The sequence below is a fragment of the Morganella psychrotolerans genome (assembly GCF_001676155.1).
Taxonomy (GTDB): domain Bacteria; phylum Pseudomonadota; class Gammaproteobacteria; order Enterobacterales; family Enterobacteriaceae; genus Morganella; species Morganella psychrotolerans.
In genome coordinates this window covers 176793-190706 of sequence record NZ_LZEW01000001.1, presented here as the reverse complement: position 1 = coordinate 190706, position 13914 = coordinate 176793, and the positions used below count along the sequence as shown (strand labels likewise).

At 45.6% G+C, this 13914-nt stretch carries 14 protein-coding genes; 9 read left to right on the top strand and 5 right to left on the bottom strand.

What is annotated here, in order from left to right:
* Window positions 1-69: 69 nt before the first annotated feature.
* Window positions 70-633, top strand: a complete 564-nt coding sequence (locus tag AYY16_RS00905; RefSeq protein WP_067360840.1) for a helix-turn-helix domain-containing protein — start codon at window positions 70-72, stop codon at window positions 631-633.
* 239 nt (window positions 634-872) lie between these two features.
* Here the strand turns inward: AYY16_RS00905 and AYY16_RS20085 are convergent, their stop codons facing one another.
* The 3 genes from AYY16_RS20085 to AYY16_RS00895 all read right to left on the bottom strand — a co-directional run bounded on the left by AYY16_RS20085 (window position 873) and on the right by AYY16_RS00895 (window position 3082).
* Complete coding sequence (locus tag AYY16_RS20085; protein WP_156664939.1) at window positions 873-1034, bottom strand: hypothetical protein; 162 nt, start codon at window positions 1032-1034, stop codon at window positions 873-875.
* Window positions 1035-1214: 180 nt separating this feature from the next.
* Window positions 1215-1856, bottom strand: coding sequence for a type A chloramphenicol O-acetyltransferase (gene catA / locus AYY16_RS00900; RefSeq protein WP_067360836.1), 642 nt, complete (start codon window positions 1854-1856; stop codon window positions 1215-1217).
* Between the two features lie 254 nt (window positions 1857-2110).
* Window positions 2111-3082 (bottom strand): alpha/beta fold hydrolase, encoded by a 972-nt coding sequence (locus tag AYY16_RS00895; protein ID WP_067360833.1) that lies wholly within the window; start codon window positions 3080-3082, stop codon window positions 2111-2113.
* Between the two features lie 294 nt (window positions 3083-3376).
* On the opposite strand from AYY16_RS00895, the gene AYY16_RS00890 reads away from it, so the two are divergent.
* The 7 genes from AYY16_RS00890 (at window position 3377) to AYY16_RS00870 (ending at window position 10911) form a co-directional block, all read left to right on the top strand.
* Complete coding sequence (locus AYY16_RS00890; RefSeq protein ID WP_067360830.1) at window positions 3377-3985, top strand: TetR/AcrR family transcriptional regulator; 609 nt, start codon at window positions 3377-3379, stop codon at window positions 3983-3985.
* Between the two features lie 27 nt (window positions 3986-4012).
* Window positions 4013-4342: a hypothetical protein gene (locus AYY16_RS20705; protein WP_223861171.1), complete on the top strand. Its 330-nt coding sequence runs from the start codon at window positions 4013-4015 to the stop codon at window positions 4340-4342.
* Window positions 4269-5198, top strand: coding sequence for an SGNH/GDSL hydrolase family protein (locus AYY16_RS00885; protein ID WP_223861173.1), 930 nt, complete (start codon window positions 4269-4271; stop codon window positions 5196-5198). The genes AYY16_RS20705 and AYY16_RS00885 overlap by 74 nt, the downstream gene beginning before the upstream one ends.
* Before the next feature lie 1342 nt (window positions 5199-6540).
* Window positions 6541-7911 carry a tyrosine phenol-lyase gene (locus AYY16_RS00880; RefSeq protein ID WP_067360826.1) on the top strand — a complete coding sequence of 457 codons (1371 nt, stop codon included), beginning with the start codon at window positions 6541-6543 and terminating at the stop codon, window positions 7909-7911.
* A gap of 258 nt (window positions 7912-8169) precedes the next feature.
* Complete coding sequence (locus tag AYY16_RS00875) at window positions 8170-9432, top strand: aromatic amino acid transporter (protein WP_067360824.1); 1263 nt, start codon at window positions 8170-8172, stop codon at window positions 9430-9432.
* A gap of 84 nt (window positions 9433-9516) precedes the next feature.
* Window positions 9517-9660, top strand: a complete 144-nt coding sequence (locus tag AYY16_RS20080; RefSeq protein WP_156664938.1) for a hypothetical protein — start codon at window positions 9517-9519, stop codon at window positions 9658-9660.
* 246 nt (window positions 9661-9906) lie between these two features.
* Window positions 9907-10911: a hypothetical protein gene (locus AYY16_RS00870; RefSeq protein ID WP_067360821.1), complete on the top strand. Its 1005-nt coding sequence runs from the start codon at window positions 9907-9909 to the stop codon at window positions 10909-10911.
* A gap of 192 nt (window positions 10912-11103) precedes the next feature.
* Here AYY16_RS00870 and AYY16_RS00865 read toward each other — a convergent pair whose 3' ends face one another.
* Window positions 11104-12372 (bottom strand): NupC/NupG family nucleoside CNT transporter, encoded by a 1269-nt coding sequence (locus tag AYY16_RS00865; protein ID WP_067360818.1) that lies wholly within the window; start codon window positions 12370-12372, stop codon window positions 11104-11106.
* Window positions 12373-12517: 145 nt separating this feature from the next.
* Between AYY16_RS00865 and deoD the strand changes: the two genes are divergently transcribed.
* Complete coding sequence (deoD, locus tag AYY16_RS00860; protein ID WP_067360815.1) at window positions 12518-13225, top strand: purine-nucleoside phosphorylase; 708 nt, start codon at window positions 12518-12520, stop codon at window positions 13223-13225.
* Between the two features lie 58 nt (window positions 13226-13283).
* Here the strand turns inward: deoD and AYY16_RS00855 are convergent, their stop codons facing one another.
* Window positions 13284-13769, bottom strand: a complete 486-nt coding sequence (locus tag AYY16_RS00855; protein ID WP_067360812.1) for a DUF4822 domain-containing protein — start codon at window positions 13767-13769, stop codon at window positions 13284-13286.
* Window positions 13770-13914: the final 145 nt, after the last annotated feature.

The following is a 13914-nucleotide window of genomic DNA, read 5'->3' as shown; positions in this document are numbered from 1 at the left end:
ACAGACGGCGTGAGCGTATCATCGGATGCTATAACGGACAATGTATTTCAGCAGGAATAAATCTATTTTATGCAGGACATCACACCGACTATCGCCGAAACCTTTAAACAACTGCGGGCAGAGCGCGGACTGAGCCTCAGCCAGGCGGCACAACTGACCGGGGTCAGCAAAGCCATGCTCGGACAGATAGAGCGCGGACAATCCGGGCCGACTGTCGCAACACTCTGGAAAATAGCGACCGGGTTTAATGTCGCATTTTCTGTTTTTCTGGAAGGCGCACAACCACAACCTGATCCGCAACTTCACCGCTTCGCACAGTTGCCGGTATTTGAACAAACCCATTCCGGGATGCGCGTAACTCCCCTTGTTCCGTTCGATGATGAATTGCGGGTCGATTTATTAAAAATTGATTTATTGCCCGGCGCACTCAGTGAGTCCAGTGCTCATGAAAAAGGCGTTATTGAGCATGTGATTGTGATGGATGGTGTATTGCAATTACGCCTCGGTGATGAGTGGCATGCTGTCAGTGCAGGAGAGTCATTGCGCTTTCATGCCGATATTCCTCATGCTTATGCCAATCCGGGAGAGAGTATTGTTACTCTGCATAATTTAATTCATTACCCCCGCCCGTAACCTGAATAAGCCAAAAAAGCGGAGTATATAAATATACCCCGCTTTGACTTATTGGTTCGTACTTACTTTATAATCTAATAAAATTACTGTTCAGCTGATGTTTCATTATTACTTATTAAACATCAAAAAATAAAAATATCATTGTGCTGAACAGAATAACATGCCATTCAGAATATACTCTTCCGTTATCTATGGCTGTTTATTTATTGTTTAATCAACAATCAGGCGTAACAACGCTATCATACTGATTTTTCTGGTGCTGTTAATTTTGGTGTTGTTAATAGTGGTGTTGTTAATTCTATTATTATAACTGCATCTGGTGTTGTTAATACTGGTGTTACTAATACTATTATTATAACTGCTTCTGGTGTTGCTGATACTGGTGTCGTTAATATTGTCATTGCATACTTAATGTATGCTTTTATATCTTGTTTATTGTTATGGGTATTACCAAACTGCGGGATGATTATCCTATATTAATATTGAACCGTTCTGAAACGAAATAACAGATTACGCAAAATTTATAAAAAAAAAACCATCTATCCGGGATCGGAAGACGGTTTTCAATAAAACTAATTGTTTTATTTCATAACGTTATCACACGCACACTGTAGCTTATTAATAAATTTTGCTACATGAAACCCGTCACAGGCGGCATGGTGAACTTGTACTGAAAGCGGTAACAATATTCTGTCGCCCTCCTGATAAAACTTTGCCATGGTAAATATTGGCGAAAAATAATCAGTAAAATCAGCTATATTTAAATTAAACCCATCAAATTCAACCCACGGTAATGACGATATATTCAGATGATTTTCCGGCAGATTACCCTGCGGAAACATCCGTGTATTATCCTGATACTCTGCCATCATTACCGTATAATCCGACATAAAGCAGGTTATATCTTCTGAGTAACGGCTCCATAATGTAGAGAATGTTTCTGTCTTTTTATGAAACACCGTAAACACCGGGTCAACACTCTCCCAGCAAATCAAGTCATTCTCTTTTATCGCGAGACGAAATGCCGGCAGCTGATTAACCACCCGGGTTATCAGATAAATCATCACCGGATAAAATTGATACGCTGTTTCAGTCAGCGATGCCCGTAATTCGGTAATATCCAGTTTTGTTGTCAGACTAAATCCACACCGGACACGGTGGCGGTAAAATTCAAAATGCTCTTTTCGATCCCATGTATTGAGATCTACCTTGGTGTAGTTCATGTTATTTCCTTCTGATTATCCCCTTATTCATTCAAACTGCAGGTTCGTTGGCCGCACTCAGCCAGCCGGGTCACATACTGATGTATGCTCCCCGTCTGTCTTCCCTTGCCGCCTGCCTGCATCCTGAATGACGTTGGGTATAGTTGTATAAAAATTAATAATCAGAAGGTGCTCTCGTTGTCTGGATAGGCATATCCCGTCCCCCCCTGTCCCGGCAGTGCACACAAATACATATTCACGGGCAACCGGTACATCTATTTATTCAGAAATGGCAACAAAGCCGCCATAAGCTGTTCCGGACACTCTTCAGTAACAAAGTGACCGCATTCACTGAGCATCACACCCTGTAAATTCACCGCCCTGCCCTGCAACGTCTGCAACGGTGCATCACGGGTAGCGTGATCTGCGCCAATTGCCAGAACCGGCATAGTCAGTTTTTTCTCTGCGCGCCGTTTATTCTGACTGATAGTTTGCGGGATAGCACGATAATAGGCAAATCCAGCCCGCAACCCGCCCGGTGATGAGTAGGCATCTATATAGGTTTGTGCCGCGACCCGGTCACGACGGTAAGACCAGTGATCAAAAATAAAATTCAGATATTCCTGCTCTTTTCCGGCAGTCAGCATTTCAGGTAAATCCTGCACCTGATTAAACATAAAGTGCCAGAGAAAAATATTGTCTTCCGGCTCAACAAAGATGGACGGTGCCGGTGCCAAACCCGGTATTACCGCTTCCGTTAATGCTATTTTTTTAATATCCGCAGGATAATCAGCAGCCAGTGCGTAGCCCACCCACATACCGATATCATGACCGACAACCGAATATTTAGTGTGACCCAGTTGCTTCATCATAGTATGCAACGTGGTTGCCACCGCACCGGTATCATAACCACTCTCCGGACGGGCAGAATAACCGGTTCCCGGCGGATCAACAGCTATCGCCATATACCCTTGTGCCGCGAGTCCCGCCATAACATAGCGCCATGCATACCAGGTTTGCGGCCAGCCCGGAATAAGTAAAACCGGCTCACCTTTGCCCGCCGTCACATAATGGATCCGCTGACCTGCAACGTCGGCATAGTGATGCTGAAAATCAGCCTCATTAAACTGAGCAGACACGGCGCCGGATGCCACATCCGGATTTTTTACACTTTCCGCTGATGCGGTGCCGTACAGTGCGAACGTCATGGCTGTCGCCAGTAATACCTTACCAAATAATGTATTCATAGTTGTTCCGTTGTATACCCTTATTCATTCAAACTGCAGGTTCGTTGGCTTCGGTCAGCCAGCCGGGTCACATACTGATGTATGCTCCCCGGCTGTCTTCCCTTGCCGCCTTCCTGCAACCTGAATGACGTTGGGTATATCGCTTATAAGGAATAAAATTCAATTGTTTGTCAATCGACAACGAATAGATTAAAGCGATCTCCAATTCTTTGTCAATCATTAAAAAATAATTATTTGTTAATCGACAAAGAACTGATAGTATTTGTCTGACACTACTCAGGCGGAGAATATGACATGGCAGGCAGACCAAGAGAATTTGATCGTGAAGAGGCATTACGCAAAGCAAAACAGGTGTTCTGGCAGCGCGGCTATGAAGGTACATCCATATCTGATCTGGTTGCTGTACTGGGAATTGCCTCTGCACGGATTTATGCCGCATTCGGCTCAAAAGAGAACCTGTTCCGTGAGGCGGTTGCCCTTTATCTGTCTGAGGAAGGCGCCTTTGCTGATGCCGCAATGCAGGAGCCGGATACCCGTCAGGCTATAAAGCAGCTTCTTGGCAGGGCAGTTGAAATCTATACCCGTGAGAACCAGCCCCACGGCTGCATGGTGGTGTTGTCACTGACCAATTACACCAGTGACAATGAAGCGCTCATGACCTGGCTTGCTGACAGCCGCCGGGAACGGACAGCCGGCATCATACAGCGTATTGAGCAAGGTGTTCAGTCTGGTGATGTGCCGGAAAACACGGATATACAGGCTCTCGGCGATTATATCGCAACACTGCTGCACGGGATCTCAATCCAGGCGCGTGATGGTGTCAGCCGGACACGCTTGCTGGCAATGACAGATATCGCTATGCGCACGTTTGATGTAATGACTGCCTCCCCGGGCACACATTAAATCTTTTTTTATTTTCAGGAGGCCCGGATGTCATCTTCAGTTTCTTTTGCCCCGCCGCTGCATGGCGGGTGGATATGCACATGGCTGTCAACGTCTCAACCGGCATCGGGCGATGCTTTTCCCTTTCCGCCGGAAATTCCGTCAATCACAGGTAATCAGACTCTCCGCCAGACATTGCGGATAAGCATGGGCGGGCAAAAGCTGCGTCTGCTTTTTTCCAACCGTTACGGCACACAACCGCTGATATCGGGAGAGAGCTATATTTCAGTACCCGGCTTATTCAGTGCTGTTCCTGTCACATTTAACGGGCAGGCAGGCAGGCACAACAATTCCTGCCGGGGACGTTCTGTACAGTGATGAGATTCTGCTGAACATTCCGCCATTATCCGTGATCAGTCTGCGCACCTTTCTACCGGAGCCGGTCGCGGTGAATACTTTCCATTGGGATGCCCGTCATTTTTCTTTACTGGAGGCGGGCAATCAGGCAATCAAAGAGGAAAGCGGAGAAGGTCAGACAATCAGTTCCCGTCTTTTAGTGGAAAGTGTACAGGTTCAGCCCGGATCCGCAGACAGTACACTGGTGGTTATCGGTGATTCGATGGTTGATGGCAACGGCGTAGAAATGGACACTTATGGCCGCTGGACAGATTTTCTGGCAGAGCGCTTTATTTCAGAGAATATCGCGGTGGTTAATGCCGGTCAGTCGGGCTCCCGGTTACTGAAAGACGGGATAGGCATCAGTACATTGTCACGTTTTGAGCGCGATGTCCTTCATCAGCCCGGCGTCAGCGCCTGTATTGTTCAAGTCGGATTAAATGACATAGGGTTAGCGGGAACCGTATTAGATCCGCAAAGCCCCGTTCCGGCAGCCGATGTATTGATCAATGCCTACCGGCAATTACTGAGTATGGCGCGGGGAAAAAATATCCGTATGACCGGTGTGACACTGGTACCGCTGCGGGGAACCTGTGAATATGGTATGGACCATTTTTATCAGCCTGAAAAAGAGGTTGTCCGGCAGGAGGTTAACCATTGGATACGTTCAAGCGGTGAATTTGACGCTGTTATTGACAGTGACCTGCTGGTGCGTGATCCGGCATGTCCCCGGCAACTCAGCGGGCAGTATGACTCAGGCGATCACCTCCATCTCAACAATGCAGGGCACAGGCTGGTCGCACAGTCAGTTCCGCTGAGCGTTATCCGTGCTGATTAATATTTTGCTGTGATAGTTAAATGTCCCGCAATTTTGCGGGACGATATACTTTATACATGACCCCTTCCCTCCGCTTTTCGGGCAAAATCCACAGTGTGAAGATAAACAACCGCATTTCTTCTGCCGGGATCAATAAGTAAAACGTGATCTTTACTGCATAATTAACATTTCTTGTATTTATATAATCGTCTGTATTCACAGAATCGGATACAGAACCGCGTAACTATAATTACGTAGTGACATCCCTCATCATCTTCTGTAAAAAAATAAAAAAACCAAGATGCAAAAGCTATAAAAACAAACAATTCAAGACTTAATAACCAAATATATTGCTTATGGATGACCCATTCATCAGGTATAGTCTTTCTGCTGTTAGCTCAATAGTGGGTATTCAGTTATAGCCCGCCAATCTCATGTGTAAACTTTTAGGTACATCATTTTTCTTTACTAACATGCCTGTAAAGTGAAATCCGTGAAATACATCACTAAACAGAAAAGATTGAAATTGCATAACAATTCACTTCTTTTATTAGATATTTTTGTTATTCCCTTGTCGTACATGTCAGGGAGAAATGTAACGATGCATAATCTCTGTGATCCCCATCATCAGATTTATCCTATCCGGGTCACACTTTTATTTTTATCTTAAAATCAGGTTAATAAATCCCCGTGATCACAATGTGTTTCCGCCTGATCAAAAAAATACACATGAAATTATAACTATAGTTATATATTAAATTTACTATTCAATAGTGATGTAAAAAGAAGATGCATGCATAATTTATAAAAGCGTATTGTAATATAATACATCTGATAATTTATTATACCTGTAAAGGTAGATGTATTTATTTTTCATAAATCACTATTTGTATTTCAGATGGCTATATAAATAACCGGGAAGTAAAGACAGAATGAATGCACCATATAAATATCGGGAACTATTGAGTTATCACTATTTTCATCATTTTAAAAAATAAATTTACCTCAAATAGTAAATCAAAATACAACAATGCATTAACAACCAGCACCCCATTGAATAATAACGATTATTTCAACATTGGTGATATAGATCACCTTGTTTACACTTTTAATTAATGCTGATTTTTTTTATTTATATCGCTTCTATTCCCTTTTCAATTCACTTCGAGCATGATGATTTCAAGCCAGACAAGAACGTCATCTACACCAGCAGCAATAAAAGTAAATAAATAAAATTTGAATTAGCGCAAAAAGATTACCAGATTTACAAATGCTATATCATTCACCGGGCATGCTATTTATAACCAAGTAAATGCCTGTGTAAACTATCGAGTTATTATTATAAATAATTGGAGATTTTACCATGATGTATCCAGCAGAACCGTATCGTATTAAAAGTGTTGAAACTGTTTCCATGATCCCTCGCGAAGAGCGTATCAACAGAATGAAAGAGGCCGGTTACAACACATTCTTGTTAAATTCCAAAGATGTCTATGTCGATTTACTGACAGACAGCGGCACCAACGCCATGTCCGATAAGCAATGGGCGGGCATGATGATGGGTGACGAAGCTTACGCGGGCAGTGAGAACTTCTTCCACCTGGAAAGAACCGTTCAGGAATTATTTGGCTTTAAACACATTATTCCTACACACCAGGGCCGCGGCGCAGAGAATTTACTCTCTTCTTTAGCCATTAAACCGGGTCAGTATGTTGCCGGGAATATGTATTTCACAACCACCCGTTACCATCAGGAAAAAAACGGTGCCACATTCGTTGATATCGTGCGTGATGAAGCACACGATGCCGGTCTGGATGTGAAATTTAAAGGCAACATTGACCTTAAAAAGCTGGAAAAACTGATTGCAGAAAAAGGCGCGGAAAATATTGCGTATATCTGCCTGGCAGTAACAGTAAACCTGGCAGGTGGTCAGCCGGTTTCCATGGCAAACATGCGTGAAGTCCGTCAATTATGTAATAAACACAAAATCAACGTGTTCTATGATGCAACCCGTTGTGTTGAAAATGCCTACTTTATCAAAGAGCAGGAAGCCGGTTTTGAAGATGTCTCCATCAAAGACATCATCCATGAAATGTTCAGCTACGCTGACGGTTGTACCATGAGTGGTAAAAAAGACTGTCTGGTGAACATTGGTGGTTTCCTGTGTATGAACGACGACGACCTGTTCTCAGCAGCACGCGAACTGGTTGTGGTTTATGAAGGAATGCCTTCTTACGGCGGCCTGGCCGGTCGTGATATGGAAGCAATGGCGATTGGTTTACGCGAAGCAATGCAGTTTGAATATATCGAGCACCGCGTTAAGCAGGTTCGTTATCTGGGTGACAAACTGAAAGCTGCCGGTGTGCCGATTGTTGAACCTGTCGGTGGTCACGCAGTATTCCTGGATGCACGTCGTTTCTGCGCTCACCTGACCCAGGATGAATTCCCGGCGCAGAGTCTGGCAGCCAGCATCTATATGGAAACCGGTGTCCGTTCAATGGAGCGCGGTATTATTTCCGCAGGCCGTAATAAAGAAACCGGCGACCATCACCGTCCTAAGCTTGAGACTGTTCGTCTGACTATTCCACGTCGTGTTTACACTTACGCGCACATGGACCTGGTTGCTGACGGTATTATCAAGCTGTTCAAACATAAAGAAGATATTAAAGGGCTGAAGTTCATTTATGAGCCTAAGCAGCTGCGCTTCTTTACTGCACGCTTTGATTACGTGTAACCAATTGATGACAACGGCCTCATTACTTTAATGGGGCTTTTTTGTCTCTGCATCTTATATACCCAACGTCATTCAGAATGCAGGCAGGCGGCAAGGAAAGACAGACGGGGAGCATAGGTAAACTATGTGACCCGGCGGGCTGACCGCAGCCAACACACCTGCAGTTTGAATGATTAAGGGTATAACAATAACGAACAAATAAAATCGATAGATATGAATGCTGTTGGTGATATTGATCATTAATAGGAAACTTTTATTATGAGTGTTCATAGTTCCGATACAAATAAATCACCCGGACTGACCAGCGGAACAATGCTTGTTATTGCAACAGTCGTTGGCGGCGGTATGTTTTCATTACCCATTGCAATGGCCGGGGTTTGGTTTTCCGGTGCGACCATTATTTTACTGTTAGTCTCCGTCATGATGTTAATGACCGGATTAATGTTAGTTGAAGTAAATCTTCACTTCGAACCGGGCGCCAGTTTTAATACCTTTACAACTGAATTATTGGGCAAAAAATGGAATGTCGTCGTGGGTATCGCCTTCGGGTTTGTACTCTATATTCTGACATACGCCTATATTTCCGGCTCGTCTGCCGTCATTTCACAGACAATACTAAAATACACAGGGACCGCAATTCCGATTAAAGCCGCGGTGGCGATTGTTGCCTGTCTGGTCGGTGTGATTGTCTGGTACAGCTCTCTGTGGGTCGGCCGCATTACCACCATCCTGATTTTTGGTAAATTTATTGCCTTTTTTGCCACATTTTCAGGACTGGTTGCGCATGTGGAAATTGCGAATCTGTTTGATTCCGCATCCGTTGCCATTAAAGGCACCAGCTATCTGCCTTATGTGCTGATGACATTACCGTTCTGTATTATTTCGTTTGGTTTCCACGGTAATGTGCCGAGTCTGGTCAAACTGTACGGCAAAACGAAATTCCGCTTCATCACCCGCTCAATTATTATCGGCACCGTGTTTGCACTGCTGCTGTATATTTTCTGGCTGGGTGTCACGATGGGGAATATCAGCCGGGCAAACTTTGCGCCTATTATTGCAAAAGGCGGCAATATTGATGTGTTCGTTGAAGCAATCGGCGGTGTGATGTCCGGCAAAACCATGGAAATCATCCTGACATTCTTCGGAAACTTTGCCGTCGCCAGCTCACTGTTAGCTGCAACACTGGGGTTGTTTGATTATATCGCTGACCTGCTGAAGTTTAAAAACGACAGCGCCGGTCGCTTTAAAACTGCCGTGGTGACATATCTGCCGCCTGCTGTGGTGTGCTTTTTCTTCCCGAACGGATTTGTGTACGCCATCGGCTACGCCGGTCTGGCCTTTACTATCTGGAGTGTGATTTTACCGCCATTCCTGGTTAAAGCATCCCGTAAACGCTACAGCAGCGCCATATATACCGCACCTTGTAATAACGCGGTACTGAACCTGGTGATTGTCTGCGGTGCGGTGGTTTACTTAACCGTGATCCTGGATGTATTCGGCTGGTTGCCGACCTTTAAATAAGCGTGTGTTACTGACGGCCGGATGCTGAAAAGGATCCGGCCTCTTTTACCACACTACACAGGCTACTCTGCCGGGAGGCAAATTATGTACTTCTCTCTGTTGCACTGGCAACACCCGCTGTTTACCCGCCGGCAAACTCTGCGTTTGCTTGTTCAGTTACAGCGCGCCATACACATGACACGCAGAGAGAGACGGGCGTGGCGGATCAGAAAAAACGCATCGGAATGAGTACGGAAAACTGATCAATTTTTGCCATTAACTTACGGTAAAGCGCTTTCATAATATCTCCAAAACCGTGATAAGCATCACGTCACATCCGGTGTATCTTACTCATCCCACCCTTTCCTGCAAGTTTTCCCCGTACTTTTTTCATCCTGTTCACTGTAAAAAAAATCACGACACTTAATCACTCACCGCACAACAATATGATATTGTGATGCAATCGTTTGTTCGCAGCATTTTACGGGATAAGTTATGCAAAAACCCTTATTTATCGGCACATTACTATCTGTATTCTTTTTCAGTAGTTTACACCCGGCCCTTGCGCTGACCTCACAACAGACAGCGGATGCATTGTCACTGACAGAACTGGCAGAAACCTACAGTACCGCTCAGATTTCATCACTGACACAACAACCGGACACAGACAAATATGATGCACTGATGGTCACTATCGGCGCACTGACCCCAATGGACCTGAAAAACCCTGCGGCAAACAGCGACAAACTTCAGGCGTTTGTTGATGCGCAGCAGAGCAAAACCCGCTATCTCGGTAATGTTTCGGATAAAAACATTGTCCCGCGCCTGCTTGCCGCATGGGAAACCGCCGTCTTCCCGAATGACTCAAAGACACTGATATCTCTGAATAAATTTATTGATAAAGGCTATACCAGCGGTTATAACCTTGTGGATGTGCGGGAAGAATCCGGCTTTGATAAAACACGGATGATCCGCTACGGACACAATGATATCAATCATGCAGCACAGTTAGTTTATCTGCTCAAACGCGAAGGGTTTGACCCGAAAATACAGCTTACGCCAAAGTCCTCTGCATTTGTCTATCTGGAGGAATGGGGTGAATCTGATTATCCGGTAACCACACTGAAAAGCGGGAAAAAAGTGGCTATCGCCAGCGAATATAATCTCGATTTTGAATTTCCGACTATTGCAGAACGGGATCGTTTTCAGGCACTGATTGACCAATACGCCAAGAAAAACAGTGCTGATCAGAAAGGGCTTATCCGCGCGGCCTGGTGGCAGCCATTCTACCGCAGCTATGTACCGGTGACCGGTTATGATGAAGTGACTGAAACCCGTGTAACAAAAGGTCATTATCAGGCGGATTTAATGGCTCTGCCGGAAAATGCAGAAAAGCAGGCAGAGAATATCCGCAAAGCAAAAAGTAGTATGCAGGTAAAAAGTGAAAAAGTGTGGGTAAATCCGTCCTTTTTCCGCTACCTGAAAGGGGATTATAAGTAACAGTCCGGTATACAACATGGCGCGGTGTTAAGTCCGGCGCCACTCTCCCGGTTCACTGATAACGGGCAAAACGAAAAGTCGCTGTAAACACATCCCTGTGCGCTCAGGCGCGTCATCCATGACGCGCATGCTTTTCGTCCGCCTGCCCGTTATCAATTCACCTGCCATTACCGTTGTTTCAATCCGGATCCATCAGCCGCCGATAAACAATCCGGCTATCGTCGCGGCCATCAGATTAGATAACACCCCCGCGACCAATGCTTTCATACCCAGTGTGGCAATCTCTTTGCGCCGCTCCGGGATAAGGCTGCCTATCCCGCCGATGGCTATCGCGACAGTACCGAAGTTGGCAAATCCGCATAATGCAAAAGAGAGAATAATTTGTGTACGCGCTGTCATCGGTAATCCGGTGGCAGCCACAACAGCATCACCTCTCAAATATTCAGCCAGATTCACATACGCGAAGAATTCATTGATAACCACTTTCTGACCAATAATTCCGCCTGCGGTCAGCGCTTCATTCCACGGAATGCCCATCAGCCATGCCATCGGCGACAACACATATCCCAGAACAAGTTCCATGCTGAGTTCAGGTAAACCAAACCAGCCCCCGACCCCGCCGAGCAACCCGTTCAGTAACGCGACCAGGCTGACAAACGCCAGAAGCATTGCGCCCACTGCCAGCGCCATATTTAAGCCGTTCATTGCCCCTTCCGCTGCCGCATCAATAATATTGGCAGGACGATTTTCCTGTACCGGTTTGGCATTGGATTCATCCGCTGTCTCCTGCGTTTCCGGGATCATCAGTTTGGCGAATAATAAGCCGCCGGGTGCTGCCATAAATGACGCTGCCAGCAGATACTCCATTTTTACACCGAGTTGTGCGTAGCTCACCAGCATCGTACCGGCAATAGAAGCCAGCCCGCCGCACAGCACGGCAAACAATTCAGAGCGGGTCATACTGCCGAGATACGGTTTAACCAGTAACGGCGCTTCTGTTACGCCAAGGAAAATATTTGCCGCCGAGTTCATGGATTCTGCCCGGCTGGTTTTCAGCAACCTTTGTAATCCCCCGCCGACCCAGCGCACAATAAATTGCATAATCCCCAGATAATAGAGCACCGCAGACAGCGCAGAGAAAAAGACAATAATCGGCAGCACCCGCAGTGCGATAATAAAACCGCCACTGCCGAACACTTCATACATTTTATCGCTGACCAGCCCGCCGAAAATAAATTTCGTTCCCGCATTATTAAAGTTGATCACCGTGGTAACCGCGTCGGCCATCACGAGAAGGACATTCTGCCCGACCGGGGAATACAAAATTAATCCGCCCAGAATCAATTCAATAATAAAAGCCAGCCCTACTGTGCGAAAATTAATCGCACGCCGGTTCTCAGATAATAAATATCCGATCCCCAGCAACACCACTATCCCCATAATGCCGATTGCTGTATTCATAATATGTATCCGGTAGAAATCCCTGGGTGAAAAATCTAAGCTAAAAATCCCGCCGCAAACGGCGGTACAAAAAGCAAACCGTGCTAACATGCTGGCTGACAAATACCGCCCCCGCACACAGTTTGATTGAGAGGAGAGCACCTTTATGGCAGTTGCAATTCAGGCAGACGCAAACGATTTCGCTGAAACCATTATTATGCCCGGAGATCCCCTGCGCGCCAAGTTTATTGCTGAACATTATTTAACGAAAGCGCGGGAGGTCAATCACGTCCGTAATATGCTGGGCTATACCGGTGAGTATAAAGGTAAGCGTGTCTCGGTCATGGCACACGGCATGGGTATCCCCTCAATTTCTATGTATGCCTATGAACTGATTAACGATTTCGGCGCTAAGAACCTTATCCGTATCGGTACCAGCGGCGCGGTACGTGATGACGTTGAACTGATGGATGTGGTCATTGCCATGGGTGCCAGTACCGACTCAAAAGTAAACCGCGACCGCTTTTATAACAATGACCTGGCAGCGATCGCAGACTGGCATTTGCTCTCCTGCGCGGTGAAAACAGCGGAGCGGCTACAGCAGCCGGTAAAAGTCGGCAATGTCTTCACCGCCGACCTGTTTTACAGCACCCGCCCTGAACTGTTTAAGGTGATGGAACAATACGGCATTCTCGGGGTGGATATGGAAGTTGCCGGGCTGTATACCGTAGCGGCAGAACTCGGTGCGCGGGCGCTGGCAATACTGACCACCTCCGATCATATTAAAAACGGCGGAAAACTGACTATCGATCAACGCCAGAATGCGATGCACAATATGATCGAACTGGCACTGGAAACAGCACTGATACTGTGACCCGGCTGTAAAAACAAAAAAAGCGCCGTAATGGCGCTTATTCTCTGCAAATCAGTACTTATTCTGCGGCTTTAGGTTTATGAACAATATCCGCATAGTGTGTTTTATCATCTGCTTTCGGATAGACACGGTAAATATATTCATCCGGTGTGACTTTAATATTCTCCACAACGCGGGTGAATAAAACCTCACCTTTATCATTTTTGCCGGTCAGTGAGCGGGTTTTACCATCTTTACTGAATGACCAGTCACCCTGCAATTTCAGTTTTCCTTCCGGCGTATACATTTTGACCGTGCCGTCTTTTTCATAATCAGCCAGTCCGAAGAAACCCGCCACACTCTCATCGGTTGCAGGTATATCTTTACCGTTCTGATCCAGTGCCTGTGTTGTCACCCAGGTTTTGCCAATCAGATAATCTGCCGTATTGCCGGCCTGTACACTTTCAGCCTGTGTGGTGAACGTAATAGTACCGGACTGTGTATTTGTCTCTGCCAGGGCAGAATATGAAAATACAGACGCCGTGATACCGGCAATCAAAATCATTTTTTTTCATGTCAGTTCCTCAGGTTATCGGGCTAAATCATCATGTTTAGTAATAACATCAATAATAAGAAAATTAATCGTATTAACTTATTTTTTATGTAAGAAAATATAAATTTTTATAAATTATATGTTTATTCACCGGCCT